Below are 16,787 nucleotides of genomic sequence, written 5' to 3'. Positions count from 1 at the left end.
ACTGGCCTCGCTCGCAGGTCGCGGGACCTTCGAGCGAGTCGCACTGTGCCGTCTTGTTGGGGGTAGGACATGGCCGGTCACGGCGGCCGTCCGCACAGCCCGTGGGCGCACCGGGCTGGCTGAACGGTATTGGCGGGGGGCTGCGGCGGACAAGGTCGTTGCCCTGTGGGGAAATTCTGTAAGTTTCGAGCGGGGCGTCTGCCGGCCAGGCGGCGTGCCTGGCCTGCAGCCGGTAGAGGGCGGTGAGCCCGGTCGATTACGGCGATGCCCCTTCGCAGTTGTCGAGCTCGTCCTGCGTCTTCAATTCCGTGGCGATCCCCAGGCGATAGCGGCAGTAGTCGATCACCTCCTGCCGCTCCTGCGCGCTCAACCGGCTGAGGGGCTTGCTGTCGGCATCGGTGGCGAAGGGGTTCACGAATGCCACCTGGAAGGAGGGCTGCCGCTTGATGAAGAAGACCAGGCGGTTGTCCTCGGCGAAGCGCGTCTGGTAGACGCCGGTGGTGAGCCAGGCAGCCAGAAGCGTGGCGGTCATCAGGCTGAGCGCGAGTGTTTTCAGCCAACGCCGGGTCCTGTTTTCCACATGCATTCCTTGGCGATGAATCGGGGAGCGGGATAGTACGAAGCGGCGATGGGCACGTCATCAGCCGGGGCGCTGGGCAGGGGCGAAGGTGCCTCGGGCACGTTGCGACTTAGGTCGTCATCCCTCTTGCCCCCGTCACCTTCCTTGGTACTGCCATCCCGCGAATTCCTTGACCCGCCGCACCCGGCATCCCGATTCTTCCGCCGGCAAGACGCGCCTTAAAACAATAACGATGCCCACTGCGGCAACGGAACAAGGAGTTCTGTGATGCTTGGTTACTACGCGCCATACAGCCGGGAATACCTCGCCACGCTGATGATCGTGACGACGCTGTTCTTCGCCCTGCCCATATTCGTCGCCCCCATCGCCTGGGCCCGGCTCATGCGCTGGAGGATTCCGGAGCACCAGCACCTGGCGATCTACTTCGGCCGCTGCCTGGGGGCGTTCATCCTGATCATCGAGCTGGCCATGCTGCGTGCCGTCACCACGGGCACCGGGTACAGCTACGCGTTCGACCTGCTGTTCCTGGTGTTCACCCTGATGTTCGGGGTGCATGTGTATGGCGCGATCCGCCGCATCCAGCCGATCACCGAGACGCTGGAGATCGGCTTCTGGATGATCCTCTTCGGGCTCAATGTGCTGTTCTATCCGGCGACGACCATCACGCTCTGAGGGGCGGTGGATGAGGGCTGGAATCTCCAGCCCTCGGTCGTGCTAGCCGATCACATGGGGCGGCCGGGGCAGCAGGCGTGGGCAGTCCTCAAAGGGCAGCCAGACCACGTCCTGCCAATGCAGCACCTGCAACTCCTGCCCCATCCATTGCGCCACCGAGCGCACGGGCCAGTGGCCGACCTGGGGCTGTTCGGCGCGCAGGCAGGGGATCACCTGCTGGGTGATCCATTGGCGGATGCAGCGGTTTTCCGGGTGGTAGTAGTGGATCAGCGCGGCATAGGCGCCGGATTCGCTCACCAGCCATTCGCACTTGAAATCGCCATGGCCGTTGCGTATCCAGGCGATCTGCATCTGGTCGTCATCCAGGTTGTGCGGCAGGCGCTCGGCCAGGGGCGGGTGGTTCATCAGCCGGGCCAGGTCGGTGACGGCGAACCAGGGTTGGTCTTCCAGCAGCACGGCGCGCAGCAGGCGCTTGTGGCGGGTGAAGAGGGTGGGGATGAGGATTTCTTGATCGGGGCGGGGGTGGGTGGAGTCAGGCATATCCGTTACCTCTGCTTGATGAAGCAGCTTTCTTAGGGCTGCTGGCGTCGGGAGTTAAGAAAACCCCAAGCAGAGGGCCGGACGTATTCCCCTTTCGGGTCTTGTATTAGCCCACTCCCGACATAACAGAGATTTTTGCGTGCGCGAGTATGCCGCGAGCACAAAAAAGCCGCTGAACTTTCGGGAGCGGTGGACCGCTGCTTGATGGGCGTTTCTTAGGCGCCGGGTACGGAGGCTATGGGCGCACCCGGAAAGTGGCAATGCAGTTACCGCGTGGGAAATGGCTGATCGACAGGCAGAAACGTGAAGGCGGCGTAGGGTGGATGACGCTCTTTTCATCCACCAGGCGAGGCCCGCCCCCGCCTCATTCTCCCCAGCGAATAGCGTCGTCCGCCAGGCCATCGCCGGCCCAATCCGCCGTGTCGATGTTGATGCAGGCGTAGGGTGGATGACGCTCTTTTCATCCACCAGGCGAGGCCCATCCCACTCTCATTCTCCCCAGCGGATAGCGTCGTCCACCAAGCCATCGCCGGCCCAATCCGCCGGGTAGATGCCATCCCGCACCGCCCGGTGAAAGCTCGAATACGGCCAATCGCGCACCCGCCGCACGTGGCTGTGTTTCACCGGGTTGATGTGGATGTAATCGAAGTGCCGTTGGTAATCGAGGTCGTCGCGGATCAGGTGTTCCCAATAGCGGCGTTGCCAGATGCCGCGTTCGCCCCGGGTGCGTTGAGCCTCGGTGCGGGATTCGGTGTCGGCCAGGCGTTTGGAGAAGGCGAATTTGATCGAGCGCCAGCGCATGGCGAAGTCGTCGTCGCCCGGTGGCAGGGTCCAGAGGCAGTGCATGTGTTCGGGGAGCACGACCCAGGCATCGATATGGAAGGGGCGGCGGTGTTTGACCGCCTGTACCACGGATCGCAGCAGGTGGATTTCGCGGACCAGCAGGTCGCTGTGCCGGTTACGCAGGTTGACGGTGAAGAAGTAGGTGCCCCCGCGCATCCGGGCGCGACGGTAGTTGGACATGACCCCTCCTTGAGCCATTGGTGTTGCGGGTGGAAGAGCTGGTGGATGAGAAGAGCGTCATCCACCCTACACGCGATGCCCACGCTCCGAAGTCTGGCTGCGCCTCCTTGCTAGTCGGCCAAAGCAGTTCCACCTGCTACGAATGTGGACTTTTACTTCGATGTATCTAGGTAGGGGCCGATCGTACCGAATGGGTAGGAACCCATGCCGACCTGCATCGGAGTGCCCAGGCCTGTAGAGCCAACCAACATAATGCTGTCGGTCACGATGTTTTGCCCGGGAGTGCGGTTGTCGGCGGCGACAATCAGGTAATAGGTGCCATTTTTTGGAACGGTACTCGAGAGAGCCTGATTGATTACGCCCACTGAGCCGGTTATCTGTCCGAAACCCTCCGCAATGACGATGCCTTGCTGGTCTACGAGCAGCAGGTAAGGCGTAAGGGCATATTTGCTGAATCCCAGGCATGCGTTCACACACCATGAGTTCACGGCGATCTGGTTGGAAGTACCTTGCTTCAGCTCGACCGAGAACACGCGAAAGTTCGCAATCGTGTTGCCGATCTTCAAGCGTGGCTCGTTCGCGGTGATCTTCCACTGTGGGAACGGCCAACTGGGGTTGATGGGCAACGGCTCTGCCTGCAGGAGGCGTATGGCTTCGGCCGGATGCTCGGCGAGGGGAGTGGGGCTGGTGACAACTTGCTCCTGATAGAGCGCTTTCGGATTGGCTGAGCAAGCTGCCAACGCCATAGAGAGGATGATGAGAAGTGTTCTGCGCACTGGTAATTCCTGCAAAGCCGCTTGAATAAAAAACCCCGCACAAGGCGGGGTTTTGTCTTTCTATCGCTACCCCGAAAATCCGTATCAGGTTGAAGCGTTTTATATGTTCCTAATGGTTCGACCCGGAATCAATCCCAGCTCAGCGCACCGCCGGTCTGGTACTCGATGACTCGAGTTTCGAAGAAGTTCTTCTCTTTCTTCAGGTCCATGATCTCGCTCATCCAGGGGAACGGGTTGGTGGTGCCCGGGTATTCCTCTTTCAGGCCGATCTGGGTGAGGCGGCGGTTGGCGATGAACTTGAGGTAGTCCTCCATCATCGCGGCGTTCATGCCCAGTACGCCGCGCGGCATGGTGTCGCGTGCGTATTCGATTTCCAGTTGGGTGCCCTGGAGGATCATCTGGGTGGCTTCGTCCTTCATGGCGGCATCCCACAGGTGCGGGTTTTCGATCTTGATCTGGTTGATCACGTCGATGCCGAAGTTCAGGTGCATGGATTCGTCGCGCAGGATGTATTGGAACTGCTCGGCGGTGCCGGTCATCTTGTTGCGGCGGCCCATGGAGAGGATCTGGGTGAAGCCGCAGTAGAAGAAGATGCCTTCCAGTACGCAGTAGTAGGCGATGAGGTTGCGCAGGAACTGGCGGTCGGTCTCCGGGGTGCCGGTTTCGAACTTGGGATCGGAGATCGAACGGGTGTACTTGAGGCCCCAGGACGCCTTCTTAGCGACGCTCGGAATCTCGTGGTACATGTTGAAGATTTCGCCCTCGTCCATGCCCAGCGACTCGATGCAGTACTGGTAGGCGTGGGTGTGGATCGCTTCCTCGAAGGCCTGGCGCAGGATGTACTGGCGGCATTCGGGGTTGGTGATCAGGCGGTAGACGGCGAGCACCAGGTTGTTGGCAACCAGGGAGTCGGCGGTGGAGAAGAAGCCGAGGTTGCGCATGACGATGCGGCGCTCGTCTTCGCTGAGGCCGTCCTTGCTCTTCCACAGAGCGATGTCGGCGTTCATGTTCACTTCCTGCGGCATCCAGTGGTTGGCGCAACCATCCAGATACTTCTGCCAGGCCCAGTCGTACTTGAAGGGTACGAGCTGGTTGAGGTCGGCGCGGGCGTTGATCATTTGCTTGTCGCCGACCTGTACGCGCGCGGAGGCGCCTTCGAGGTCGTCCAGGCCTTCCTGGATGTCGAGGGCGTCGAGGGCCTTCTTGGCGCGGGCGACGGCGTCGGAGTCAGCGGCGGATACGGCGCGGGCTTCCTGTACGGAGCCGGCGGCCTCGTCATCGAGCTTGTCGGCGCCGGCAGCGGCTGCGGCGTTGGTCGCGGCGTTGGGTTGGGCGGCGGCGGGTGCGGCGGCGTCTTCTTTGTCGAATTCGTCCCAGCTGAGCATCTGTCCTCTCTCCTGGTTGGTTCGGCCGTTCTCTGCCGGCCTGGGTAAATGGTGCGTGGGTGTGTGCACGCTGAAGCTTTTACTGCCGAACTGCTTGTCCGCCGGGGCCTGGTCACGGGCGTCTGTGTCAGCGCTGCCCGATGGATGCCGCGTTCGCGGTTGACGGTGTTCGGTCTTGCAGCGCGGCCTGGGCCTGCGCGTGTGGCTTCTCTCTATAAGGGAGCGGCCATGAAATTCGGTGGTGCTGTTACTGCTTGAGCTCCTCTCCCCGAAGGGAGAGGGCTACTGCGATCCAGCGTGAAGCTGAGCGAGTGAGCGCTAGGCGCCGGGTTGCTCTGGCCCCGGAGCGTACGACCGTACGTGAGGAGCCGGAGCGGCCCGGCAACAACGCGGGCGCCGCTCAGATTCGCGCGTTACCTGTCACTGACAGGCTTCGCAGTCGGGGTTGTCGATGCTGCACGCTTGCGGCACGGGTGCCGGTACCGGCGCGGCGGCGGGCGCTGCGCTGAAGCCTTCATCGCTACCGGAGGACACTGCGTTGAGCTTGCCGGTGTTGATGGTGGACTTCTCGGTGCTGGTGGCGGCCAGGGCACGGAGGTAGTAGGTGGTTTTCAGGCCACGGTACCAAGCCATGCGGTAGGTGACGTCGAGTTTCTTGCCCGAGGCGCCGGCGATGTAGAGGTTCAGGGACTGGGCCTGGTCGATCCACTTCTGGCGACGGCTGGCGGCGTCGACGATCCACTTGGTTTCCACTTCGAACGCGGTGGCGTACAGGTCCTTGAGGTCCTGCGGGATGCGCTCGATCTGCTGTACGGAGCCGTCGTAGTACTTCAGGTCGTTGACCATGACCGGGTCCCACAGGCCGCGGGCTTTCAGGTCGCGAACCAGGTAGGGGTTGATCACGGTGAATTCGCCGGAGAGGTTCGATTTCACGTACAGGTTCTGGTAGGTCGGTTCGATCGACTGCGACACGCCGGTGATGTTGGCGATGGTGGCGGTCGGTGCGATGGCCATGATGTTGGAGTTGCGGATGCCTTTCTGTACGCGAGCACGTACCGGGGCCCAGTCCAGGGACTCGGTCAGGTCGACGTCGATGTACTTCTGGCCACGGGCCTCGATGAGGATCTGCTGGGAGTCCAGCGGCAGGATGCCCTTGCTCCACAGCGAGCCGTCGAAGGTCTCGTAGGAACCGCGCTCGTCGGCCAGGTCGCACGACGCCTGGATGGCGTAGTAGCTGATGGCTTCCATGGACTTGTCGGCGAAGTCGATGGCGGCGTCGGAACCGTAGGGGATGTGCTGCAGGTACAGCGCGTCCTGGAAGCCCATGATGCCGAGGCCGACCGGGCGGTGCTTGAGGTTGGAGTTGCGAGCCTGCGGGACCGAGTAGTAGTTGATGTCGATGACGTTATCGAGCATGCGTACGGCGGTCTTGACGGTCTTGGCGAGCTTGGCGGTGTCCAGCTTGCCGTCGACGATGTGGTTCACCAGGTTCACGGAACCCAGGTTGCACACGGCGATTTCGTCTTTGTTGGTGTTGAGGGTGATCTCGGTGCACAGGTTGGAGCTGTGGACCACGCCCACGTGCTGCTGCGGGCTGCGCAGGTTGCACGGGTCCTTGAAGGTCAGCCACGGGTGGCCGGTCTCGAAGAGCATGGAGAGCATCTTGCGCCAGAGGTCCTTGGCGGCGATGGTCTTGTGCAGCTTGATCTTGCCGTAGCCGGCCATGGCTTCGTAGTACTCGTAGCGCTCTTCGAAGGCCTTGCCGGTCAGGTCGTGCAGGTCGGGCACGTCGGACGGGGAGAACAGGGTCCAGGGGCCGTCGTCGAATACGCGCTTCATGAACAGGTCCGGAATCCAGTTCGCGGTGTTCATGTCGTGGGTGCGGCGGCGGTCGTCACCGGTGTTCTTGCGCAGCTCGATGAACTCTTCGATGTCCATGTGCCAGGTTTCGAGGTACGCGCAGACGGCGCCCTTGCGCTTGCCACCCTGGTTCACGGCAACGGCGGTGTCGTTGACTACTTTAAGGAAGGGCACGACGCCCTGGGATTTGCCGTTGGTGCCCTTGATGTAGGAGCCCAGCGCGCGGACCGGGGTCCAGTCGTTGCCCAGGCCGCCAGCGAATTTGGACAGCATGGCGTTGTCGTGGATGGCGCTGTAGATGCCCGAGAGGTCATCCGGCACGGTGGTCAGGTAGCAGCTGGAGAGCTGCGGACGCAGGGTACCGGCGTTGAACAGGGTCGGGGTCGAGCTCATGTAGTCGAAGGACGACAGCAGGTTGTAGAACTCGATGGCGCGGTCTTCACGGTCCTTCTTCTCTTCGATGGCCAGGCCCATGGCCACGCGCATGAAGAAGATCTGCGGCAGTTCGAAGCGGATGCCGTCCTTGTGGATGAAGTAGCGGTCGTACAGGGTCTGCAGGCCCAGGTAGGTGAACTGCTGGTCGCGCTCGTGGTTCAGCGCGCGGCCCAGTTTCTCCAGGTCGTAGGTTTTCAGTTGCGGGTCGAGCAGCTCGAACTCGGCACCTTTCTCGACGTAGGCCGGCAGGGCCTTGGCGTAGAGCTCGGCCATCTCGTGGTGGGTGGCGCTCTCGGCCACGCCGAGGAAGCCCAGGCCTTCGGCACGCAGGGTGTCCATCAGCAGGCGGGCGGTGACGTAGGAGTAGTTCGGCTCGCGCTCTACCAGGGTGCGGGCGGTCATCACCAGGGCGGTGTTGACGTCTTTCTCGGCCACGCCGTCGTAGAGGTTCTTCAGGGTTTCGCGCTGGATCAGGTCGCCATCGACTTCGGCCAGGCCTTCGCAGGCTTCGCTGATGATGGTGTTCAGGCGGCCCAGGTCGAGCGGAACGACGCTGCCGTCGGCGCGGGTCACGCGGATGCTCGGGTGCGGCTGGGCGATGTCGGCGGCGCCGCTCTTGCGGGCCTGGGCGCGGGATTCGCGGTACAGGACGTAGTCACGGGCGACTTTCTGCTCGCCGGCGCGCATCAGGCTCAGTTCGACCTGGTCCTGGATTTCTTCGATGTGGATGGTGCCGCCCGAGGGCATGCGACGCTTGAAGGTGGCGGTGACCTGTTCGGTCAGGCGCGCGACGGTTTCATGGATACGCGAAGAGGCAGCGGCAGTACCGCCTTCCACGGCGAGGAACGCCTTGGTGATGGCAACGGTGATCTTGTCATCGGTGTAGGCGACGACGGTACCGTTGCGTTTGATCACGCGCAGCTGGCCAGGCGCAGTGGCGGCCAGATCCTGGTTGGAATCGGCTGCCTGAGGCGCGTTGGCCTGCGGGTTCTCGCGAGTGGTTTCGGTCTGCATGGGGGTCTCCATGTTCTCTATTTGTTGAGTCGGGTGCGTGAGCACCCGTCATTCCGTTTTACAAACGCCGGTGGCTCGGCCGGGGCCGGGCTGCTGGCGCTTACTACAAGGCAGGAAGGGCAAGGGACACTGAAGCCTCCCTGGCACTACAAGTCTAAGGTCGCTGTGTTAAGCCTCAGCGACAAACACAATACCTAGTGGTGCTGCCCCTTGGGCGATACACCGTTCTACCGGTTCCAGTCACTTCGTTCGTGTCCTGGGTCGGCACTGCCGGTTGGGGCCGGGCAGCGGGTTGGACTCCTAAAGGATCACGGGGTTCGAAGCCTGTGAAAAAGGCATTTCGTGCTTGATTCTGATTGTGTCCCGTGATCTAGCAAAACCCAATATGTAGGGGTCTCGCGTGATGGGGGTACAAGATAATGCGCTATTGGGGGTATTGCAAGGCGATGGGTATTGAACAAGCTGTGGATAACTTGTGGGTGAAGTGTGGGTGAAGCGGGGAGGGATTGCGGTAGCCCTTGTGGAGCCTGGGATACACCGTTCGTCGCGGCTGCGACACTCTGGAACGGGCTGTTTCGAGGATGTCGGGCCGTGCGCAAGCTAACACAATATCTAGTGTTTTGTAGGGTTTTTGGCATGCACTGTGCAGAACGGCCGGCGTTGCTACAATGCCGGCCGGTTTCACGGCCTTGATGCAGTTCATTAGGAGTACGTGGTGGAGCAAGAATCCTGGCGCATCCTCATCGTCGAGGACGACCAACGACTGGCCGAGCTGACCCGCGAGTACCTCGAGGGCAACGGCCTGCGGGTGGCTATCGAGTCCGACGGCGGCCAGGCGGTGGCGCGCATCCTCAAGGAGCAGCCGGACCTGGTGGTGCTCGACCTGATGCTGCCCGGCGAGGATGGCCTGTCCATCTGCCGCAAGGTGCGTGGGCGTTACGACGGCCCCATCCTCATGCTCACCGCGCGGACCGATGACATGGACCAGGTGCTCGGCCTGGAGATGGGCGCGGACGATTACGTGTGCAAGCCGGTGCGCCCGCGCGTGCTGCTGGCGCGCATCCGTGCGCTGTTGCGGCGCAGCGAGGGCGGCCTGTCGGAGGCGGTGGAAGAGAACGTGCGGCGCCTGGAGTTCGGCCCGCTGGTGATCGACAACGCCATGCGCGAGGCCTGGCTCAACGAGCGCAGCATCGAGCTGACCAGCGCCGAGTTCGACCTGCTCTGGCTGCTGGCGGCCAATGCCGGGCGCATCCTCTCCCGCGAGGAGATCTTCAACGCCCTGCGCGGCATCGAGTACGACGGCCAGGACCGCTCCATCGATGTGCGCATCTCGCGCATCCGCCCGAAGATCGGCGACGACCCCATGCACCCGCGCCTGATCAAGACGGTGCGCAGCAAGGGCTATCTTTTTGTCAGGGAGGCGGCCGAAGGCCTGCTTTGAGCCTTATATAAGGAGGCGCCGCCCGCAACGACCCGGTCGCCGCACCGCCAACCCGAGAGCCGCATGTTCCCCACCCTCGAAACCCCACGCTTCCGCCTGCGGGAAATCACCCTGGCCGACACCCGCGCCATCTTCGCCGGGCTGTCCCACCCGCAGGTGATCCGTTACTACGGCGTGTCCTACGCCACGCTGGAGGCCACCCGGGTGCAGATGGACTGGTACCGCTCGCTGCTGCGCGAGCGCACCGGCATCTGGTGGGGCATCTGCACGCCCGATAATCCCGCGCACCTTATAGGCGCCTGCGGCTACCACGAATGGGACCATGGCCACCGCTGCGCCGAGCTGGGCTACTGGCTGCTGCCCGAGTACTGGGGCGGCGGGGTGATGCGTGAATGCCTGGAGGCGGTGATCGCCCATGCCTTCGCCGCCATGCGCCTGCACCGCATCGAAGCGGTGGTGGACCTGGAGAACCCGGCCAGCAGCGGCCTGTTGCGCCGGCTCGGCTTCACCCATGAGGGCGTGCGCCGTGAGTGCGAATACAAGGATGGTCGCTACCTCAGCCTCGATTGCTTCGGCCTGCTGGCGGGGGAGGGGCGGTGAACTCGATCTTCCTGCGCATCTACGGCGGCCTGCTGGTGACGCTGGTGCTGGTGGCACTGCTGGGTGTGCTCACCTTCCACCAGGTCAACGAGGTGCGTGCCGACCAGTACCGCGAGAGCCTGGCGCGCGGCACCTTCCGCCTGATGTCCGACAACCTCGAACCCATGACCGCCATCGAGCGGCGCCGCGCCCTGGTGCTGTGGAGCCGGCTGATGGGCATCCCCCTGGCGCTGCAGGACCTGGACGAAGACCGCCTCGACAGCGGCGTGCGCAACCGGGTGTTGCGCAAGCAGGTGCTGGTGGAACAGACCGGCCCCCACGCGGCCAAGGTCTACAGCCTGGTGAGCGAGCAGGAGCACCTGGTGCTCACCGGCGAGGTGCAGCAGATCAGCGAGCAACTGGCCCGCGCCACCGTTTACCTGCTGATCGACGAGCTGGTGCGCTTCCCGGTGCGCGAACAGCCCCAGCGCCTCGCCGCGCTCAAGGAGGGCAAGGAGTTCGGCTTCGACCTGCACCTGGTGACCCTGAAGGACGCCGACCTCGATGAAGACCAGCGCCGCCGGGTGGATGAAGGCGACACGGTGATGGCCCTGGGCAAGGGCGGTGATTCGGTGCGCATCTTCGCCGGCATCGTCGACACGCCCTGGGTGCTGGAAATCGGCCCGCTGTACCTGATGAACCCCTACCCGCCGGAGCTGCTGGTGCTGATCGGCCTGCTCGGCCTGAGCTTCATCGGCCTGACCATCTACCTGCTGGTGCGCCAGCTGGAGCGCCGCCTGCTGGGCCTGGAAAGCGCCGCCTCGCGTATCGCCCACGGCAAGCTGGATGCCCGCGTGCCGGCCAAGGGCGCCGACTCGGTGGGGCGCCTGGCGGCGGCCTTCAACGGCATGGCCGAGCAGCTGCAGCAATTGCTCTCGGTGCAGCGTGAGCTGGTGCGGGCGGTTTCCCATGAGCTGCGCACACCGGTGGCGCGCCTGCGCTTCGGCCTGGAGATGATCGCCGACGCCGAGACCGAAACCGCCCGGCGCAAGTACATGGAAGGCATGGACGGCGATATCCAGGAGCTGGACAAGCTGGTGGACGAGATGCTGACCTACGCCCGCCTGGAGCAGGGCACCCCGGCGCTGAACTTCCAGCGCGTGGACCTGGATGCGCTGTTCGACCAGGTGATCGCCGAACTCGCCCCGCTGCGCGTCGCCGTGCGTGTCGAGCGCGGCCAGTGCCTCACCGCCAGCGGCGAGGGCGCCTGGGTCGAGGCGGAGCCGCGCTATCTGCACCGCGCCCTGCAGAACCTGGTGAGCAATGCCATGCGCCACGCCGAATCGCGGGTGCGGCTGAGCTACCAGATCGGCCACAAGCGCTGCCGCATCGATGTCGAGGACGATGGCCCCGGTGTGCCGGAAAGCCATTGGGAGCGCATCTTCACCCCCTTCCTGCGCCTCGACGACAGCCGCACCCGCGCTTCCGGCGGCCACGGCCTGGGGCTGTCCATCGTGCGGCGGATCATCTACTGGCACGCCGGCCGCGCCCAGATCGGCCGCAGCGATGGCCTCGGCGGCGCGCGCTTCAGCCTGGTCTGGCCCCGCCGCCAGGGCGATGGGGACTTGCCGCCGTAACGTGCCCCGGCCCGCGGTCGTGCCCGGGCTTTTGTGGGAGCGGTTTCAACCGCGAAAAGGCCGATCGCGAATGAATTCCCACGTAGGTTGGGCTGAGGTACGAAGCCCAACATTGCGAGGCTGACGGACGCGCGTGCCGTTGGGCCTCGCTGCGCTCGGCGCCAACCTACGGGTGTTCAACACGTAGGATGGGTAGAGGTACGAAACCCATCGCTTCGGAGGTGATGGGTTTCGCGGAGCTCGCGGAACGCCGCCCGCCCCATCCTACGTCGAGACCTGATCCAGACGGCTCAGCGCACCGCCACCAGGCTCAGCAGCCGGTCGTCGTACAGCTGGAAATGCCCCTCCAGCTCGCCGCCCGTCATCCACTCCCCAGCCAGGTCGATCAGCAGCCCGAGGCGTGCCGTCCGCGCGGAGTTATCCACCGCGAGCAGCTCGGCGTCGTGGAAGTAGAAGCGCTTGCCCACCAGCGGGTAGAGCGCCTTGAACAGGCTTTCCTTGAGGGAGAAGGTCAGGGTCACGCGCTCGGCCTGTGCTTCGGCGGGGAGCAGGGCGAGGCGTTGCAGCTCGGCGGGGGTGAGGATCTCTTCGGCCAGGCGCAGGGCGCGTTCAGGTTCCAGGCGCTGTTCCATGTCCAGGCCCAGGCCTCGCCAGTCTCCCTTGCGCGCCACCAGGGCCATCGCCCAGCCGGCGCCGTGGGTGATGGAGCCGCTGACGCCCGCCGGCCAGATCGGCGCGCGGTCCTCGCCGGTTGCCGGCACCTCGCCCCGCCCGGTCAGGGCCAGCAACGCCGCACGGGCGCAGAGGCGGCCCGCCAGGTACTCGCCACGGCGCTTGGCCACCGAGCGCTGGATAGTGGCGGGCGCGACGATGGCGCAGCGGGCGAAATCCTGCTCGGCCAGCTGCGCCGGGTCGAAGCGGCAACCGCGCAGGGCGATGCCGGGCAGCTGCGTGGCGAAGGGCCAGGCGGATTCCAGGGGGGCACAGAAGGCGGGGAGGGCGGGCGTCATGGGCGCATTCTGCCGTGCCGGCCCGATGGGGGCCAGTCTCTGCGCCGGTTACATATGTTTGCAATCGGGTTACCAAAGCTAAACGGATGCCTGGCGGGCTATTTGCCAGACTAGCGCTGCGTTTCTTCTGGAACGCAGGTGAGGTTGTAGCTTGGAGTCCTGGCCACTGGTCGACTCCGGGCGTTTTCTCTGAATCGAGAACGGGAGCCCTTCTGGGGCTCCCGTTTTTTTTCGTGCCGTGGCCATGGCTGCCCGTCTCAGGACGCTGTTCCGATGCCCGTTCCCGATCGTTCAGCCGAGGTTCAGTGAGGGTTCAGGGGCGGTTCAGTGCCCGCCAGGCAGGATGGCTTCCGTGTTCAAGCACGAATTGAAATCCATCGGAGGAACTCCTCATGAAAAGCATCCTGACTCCTATCGCTCTCGCCGCCGGCCTGGCCTTCGCCGCCACTTCCGCCCAGGCAGCCGATCCCTTCGTCAGCCTGACCTGGGGCCAGACCAACAACAACATCCAGAACTCCTCGGCGCTGAATGCCAACCTCGGTGACCCGAGCCTGGACAAGGTGATCCACAAGACCGGTACCTGGGGTGTACGGGCCGGCATGATGGATGACAGCAGCCGCTACTACGCCACCTACGAAAACTTCTCGGACACCGACCGTGGCAACAAGCTGCGCCAGCAAAACCTGCTCGGCAGCTATGACGTCTTCCTTCCCCTGGGCGACAACAACACCAAGCTGTTCGGTGGTGCCACCCTCGGCCTGGTGAAGCTGGAACAGGACGGCACCGGCATGCGCCGCGACAGCGACATCGGCTACGCAGCGGGCCTGCAGGCCGGTATCCTCCAGCAACTGAACAAGAACACCTCCATCGAGGCCGGCTATCGTTACCTGCGCACCAATGCCAGCACCGAAGTCGCGCCCCACGGCGGTGACAAGCTCGGCTCGCTGGACCTGCACAGCAGCTCGCAGGCCTACCTGGGCGCCAGCTACAAGTTCTGACCAGTGCCATGCACGGCCGGGCCAAGTGCCCGGCTTTTTGCTTGAGGAAATGCCAATGAAATTGCTGGTTGTGGAAGACGAGGCACTGCTGCGCCATCACCTCCATACGCGCCTCGGCGAGCAGGGCCACGTAGTCGACGCGGTGCCGGATGCCGAGGAGGCGCTGTACCGCGCCGAGGAATACCACCACGACCTCGCGGTGATCGACCTCGGATTGCCCGGCATGAGCGGCCTCGACCTCATCCGCCAGCTGCGCAGTGCCGGCAAGGCATTCCCCATTCTCATCCTCACCGCGCGCGGCAACTGGCAGGACAAGGTCGAAGGCCTGGCCGCCGGTGCCGACGATTACGTGGTCAAGCCGTTTCAGTTCGAAGAGCTGGAGGCGCGCCTCAACGCCCTGTTGCGGCGTTCCTCGGGCTTCGTCCAGTCCACCATCGAGGCCGGCCCCTTGCTGCTCGACCTCAACCGCAAGCAGGCGCAGATCGACGGTGCCCCCATGGCGCTGACCGCCTACGAGTACCGCATTCTCGAGTACCTCATGCGTCACCATCAGCAGGTGGTGGCCAAGGAGCGGCTGATGGAGCAGCTCTACCCCGGCGACGAGGAGCGCGACCCCAACGTCATCGAAGTGCTGGTCGGGCGCATCCGCCGCAAGCTGGAGGGCGAGCACGGCTTCAAGCCCATCGAGACGGTGCGCGGCCAGGGCTACCTGTTCACCGAGCGCTGCCGTTGAGCCACGCCGCCAGCCCCCGCCGCCGCGCCGGGTTCTCCCTGCGCCTGCGCCTGATGCTGGGCGCCACGGCGCTCGCGGTGCTGTTCATGCTGGTGCTGCTGCCCCTGCTGCGCAGCGCCTTCGACTACGCCCTGGACCAGGCCATCGAGAAGCGCCTGGCCGCCGACGCCAGCGCGCTGATCGCCGCCGCGCGCATCGTCGACGGCCGCCTGGACATGCCGGACAAGCTGCCCGACGAGGAATTCGACAACCTCGACGCCACCCAGCTCGGCTACATCTACGACAGCGACGGCAAGCTGGTCTGGCAGTCGCGTTCCTCCACCGACGAATCCGTGCACTACGAGCCCCGCTATGACGGCCGTGGCCACGAGTTCACCCGAGTGCACGACGTGCGTGGCCGCGAGTTCTTCGTCTACGACGTGGAGATCGACCTGCTACGCGGCCAGGCCGCGGCCTTCAGCGTGGTCACCATGCAGCCGATGAGCGACTACCAGGTGATGCACGACGGCTTCGTCCATCAGCTGTACCTGTGGCTCGGTGCTGCACTGTTGCTGCTGCTGACGCTGCTCTGGTTCGGCCTCACCTGGGGCTTCCGCAGCCTGCGCCGGCTCAGCGAAGAGCTGGACCAGGTGGAAGCCGGCGCCCGTGACTCCCTCAGCGAGGAACACCCGCGCGAGCTGCTGCGCCTCACCGGTTCCCTCAACCGCCTGCTGGAGAGCGAGCGCCTGCAGCGCGAGCGCTACCGCAACTCCCTCGACGACCTGGCCCACAGCCTGAAGACCCCGCTTTCGGTGTTGCAGGGCGTCAGCGAGACCATCAACAAATCCGCCAACCCCGAGCAGGCCCATGTACTGCGCAGCCAGATCGAGCGCATGAGCCAGCAGGTGGACTACCAGCTGCAGCGCGCCACCCTGCGCAAGAGCGGCCTGGTGCGCCACCGCGTGCGCCTGGCGCCGCTGCTCGACCTGCTCTGCGAGGCGCTGGACAAGGTCTACCGCGACAAGCAGGTACGGGTCGAACGCGCCTTCGACCCCGCCCTCGACGTGCCCGTCGAACAGGGCGCCTTGCTGGAGCTGCTCGGCAACCTGTTGGAAAACGCCTACCGCCTGTGCCTCGGCCATATCCGCGTCAGCGCCCTGCAGGGTGCCGATTTCTGTGAGCTGCGGGTGGAGGACGACGGCCCCGGCGTGCCGGTGGACCAGCGCGCGCGCATCCTCAAGCGCGGCGAGCGACTCGATGCCCAGCATCCTGGCCAGGGCATCGGCACCGCCGTGGTCCGCGACATCGTCGAAAGCTTCGACGGCGAACTGGCCCTGGATGACTCCAGCCTCGGCGGTGCCGAGTTCCGCATCCGCCTGCCCCTGCATTGAGGGTTGGCGGGTTTTCCCCGCTCATCCGGCTTCCTTCCTGGCGGCGGATGTTCGCGAGGTGGCAGGAGGCTGCAGATTCGCATCCCGGGAACGCCGTTCGGCGTTCCATCCCTCCTGTCACCGGCGTGATGTCGAAGACCCACTAAGCTGTGATTCGCCTCCGTGCCCGCGCGCATTTCCTCCCTGGAGTCGATGCGCGTGAAATTTTTTTCGAAGGGCTGTCGAAACCCGCGCAGCCCGTTCGACTAATGGACAGAACCGCCAGCCTGGCGGGCATGAAACCTGACAGAAGGAGCGACACGATGCGATTCATGGTGATGGTCAAGGCGACGAAGGAATCCGAAGCCGGCGAAATGCCCAGCGAAGAGCTGCTCGCCGCGATGGGCGCGTACAACCAGGAACTGATCGACGCCGGCATCATGCAGGCGGGCGAAGGGCTGCACCCCAGTTCCCGTGGGGCGCGGGTGACCTTCTCCGGCAGCAGCCGCACGGTGACCGACGGCCCCTTCGCGGAAACCCGCGAGCTGGTGGCCGGCTACTGGATCTGGGAAGTGGAATCCCTGGAGAAGGCCATCGAGTGGGTCAAGCGCTGCCCCAACCCGATGAGTGGCGAGTCGGACATCGAGATCCGCCAGATCTTCACGATGGAAGACTTCGGTGCCGAATTCACCCCGGAACTGCGTGAGCTGGAAGAGCGTCAGCGCACCCAGATGGCCGCCGACAAACAACAATAA

15 protein-coding genes are annotated in these 16,787 nt (G+C 64.4%); 8 read left to right on the top strand and 7 right to left on the bottom strand.

What is annotated here, in order from left to right; all coding sequences use genetic code 11:
• Nucleotides 1–256 precede the first annotated feature (256 nt).
• Nucleotides 257–580 carry a hypothetical protein gene (locus ACXI0U_RS15900; RefSeq protein ID WP_479550550.1) on the bottom strand — a complete coding sequence of 108 codons (324 nt, stop codon included), beginning with the start codon at nt 578–580 and terminating at the stop codon, nt 257–259.
• Nucleotides 581–847: 267 nt separating this feature from the next.
• On the opposite strand from ACXI0U_RS15900, the gene ACXI0U_RS15895 reads away from it, so the two are divergent.
• Nucleotides 848–1,252, top strand: coding sequence for a hypothetical protein (locus ACXI0U_RS15895; protein WP_479550549.1), 405 nt, complete (start codon nt 848–850; stop codon nt 1,250–1,252).
• 42 nt (nt 1,253–1,294) lie between these two features.
• Here ACXI0U_RS15895 and ACXI0U_RS15890 read toward each other — a convergent pair whose 3' ends face one another.
• The 5 genes from ACXI0U_RS15890 to ACXI0U_RS15870 all read right to left on the bottom strand — a co-directional run bounded on the left by ACXI0U_RS15890 (nt 1,295) and on the right by ACXI0U_RS15870 (nt 8,285).
• Nucleotides 1,295–1,792 (bottom strand): BRO-N domain-containing protein, encoded by a 498-nt coding sequence (locus ACXI0U_RS15890; RefSeq protein WP_479550548.1) that lies wholly within the window; start codon nt 1,790–1,792, stop codon nt 1,295–1,297.
• A 489-nt stretch (nt 1,793–2,281) separates the two neighbouring features.
• Nucleotides 2,282–2,815, bottom strand: a complete 534-nt coding sequence (locus ACXI0U_RS15885) for an REP-associated tyrosine transposase (RefSeq protein WP_431482446.1) — start codon at nt 2,813–2,815, stop codon at nt 2,282–2,284.
• A gap of 152 nt (nt 2,816–2,967) precedes the next feature.
• Entirely contained in the window at nt 2,968–3,591 is a 624-nt protein-coding gene (locus tag ACXI0U_RS15880) for a hypothetical protein (protein WP_479550547.1), read from the bottom strand.
• 128 nt (nt 3,592–3,719) lie between these two features.
• A complete protein-coding gene (locus ACXI0U_RS15875) occupies nt 3,720–4,976 on the bottom strand; it encodes a ribonucleotide-diphosphate reductase subunit beta (RefSeq protein ID WP_021222048.1) in 1,257 nt (418 codons plus the stop codon).
• A 420-nt stretch (nt 4,977–5,396) separates the two neighbouring features.
• The gene (locus tag ACXI0U_RS15870) at nt 5,397–8,285 is read right to left on the bottom strand and encodes a ribonucleoside-diphosphate reductase subunit alpha (protein WP_043245178.1); all 2,889 of its coding nucleotides are present in this window, start codon (nt 8,283–8,285) and stop codon (nt 5,397–5,399) included.
• Nucleotides 8,286–9,000: 715 nt separating this feature from the next.
• On the opposite strand from ACXI0U_RS15870, the gene ACXI0U_RS15865 reads away from it, so the two are divergent.
• The 3 genes from ACXI0U_RS15865 to ACXI0U_RS15855 all read left to right on the top strand — a co-directional run bounded on the left by ACXI0U_RS15865 (nt 9,001) and on the right by ACXI0U_RS15855 (nt 11,942).
• Nucleotides 9,001–9,726: a response regulator gene (locus ACXI0U_RS15865; protein ID WP_021218407.1), complete on the top strand. Its 726-nt coding sequence runs from the start codon at nt 9,001–9,003 to the stop codon at nt 9,724–9,726.
• Nucleotides 9,727–9,789: 63 nt separating this feature from the next.
• On the top strand, nt 9,790–10,326 hold the full coding sequence (locus ACXI0U_RS15860) for a GNAT family N-acetyltransferase (protein WP_043245183.1): 537 nt from the start codon (nt 9,790–9,792) through the stop codon (nt 10,324–10,326).
• Nucleotides 10,323–11,942 carry an ATP-binding protein gene (locus ACXI0U_RS15855; RefSeq protein WP_021218409.1) on the top strand — a complete coding sequence of 540 codons (1,620 nt, stop codon included), beginning with the start codon at nt 10,323–10,325 and terminating at the stop codon, nt 11,940–11,942. Before ACXI0U_RS15860 ends, ACXI0U_RS15855 begins: the two co-directional genes overlap by 4 nt.
• A gap of 290 nt (nt 11,943–12,232) precedes the next feature.
• On the opposite strand, the gene ACXI0U_RS15850 is transcribed toward ACXI0U_RS15855, so the two are convergent.
• Entirely contained in the window at nt 12,233–12,952 is a 720-nt protein-coding gene (locus ACXI0U_RS15850) for a 4'-phosphopantetheinyl transferase family protein (protein ID WP_479550546.1), read from the bottom strand.
• Nucleotides 12,953–13,344: 392 nt separating this feature from the next.
• Between ACXI0U_RS15850 and ACXI0U_RS15845 the strand changes: the two genes are divergently transcribed.
• The 4 genes from ACXI0U_RS15845 (at nt 13,345) to ACXI0U_RS15830 (ending at nt 16,787) form a co-directional block, all read left to right on the top strand.
• Nucleotides 13,345–13,950 carry an outer membrane protein gene (locus tag ACXI0U_RS15845; protein WP_021218411.1) on the top strand — a complete coding sequence of 202 codons (606 nt, stop codon included), beginning with the start codon at nt 13,345–13,347 and terminating at the stop codon, nt 13,948–13,950.
• A gap of 55 nt (nt 13,951–14,005) precedes the next feature.
• Nucleotides 14,006–14,683 (top strand): response regulator, encoded by a 678-nt coding sequence (locus tag ACXI0U_RS15840; protein ID WP_021218412.1) that lies wholly within the window; start codon nt 14,006–14,008, stop codon nt 14,681–14,683.
• Nucleotides 14,684–14,736: 53 nt separating this feature from the next.
• A complete protein-coding gene (locus tag ACXI0U_RS15835) occupies nt 14,737–16,053 on the top strand; it encodes an ATP-binding protein (RefSeq protein WP_031287368.1) in 1,317 nt (438 codons plus the stop codon).
• A gap of 302 nt (nt 16,054–16,355) precedes the next feature.
• The gene (locus ACXI0U_RS15830; protein ID WP_479550545.1) at nt 16,356–16,787 is read left to right on the top strand and encodes a YciI family protein; all 432 of its coding nucleotides are present in this window, start codon (nt 16,356–16,358) and stop codon (nt 16,785–16,787) included.

The organism is Pseudomonas sp. C9D1, assembly GCF_056491235.1.
This window is presented reverse-complemented; position numbering and strand designations above follow the sequence as displayed.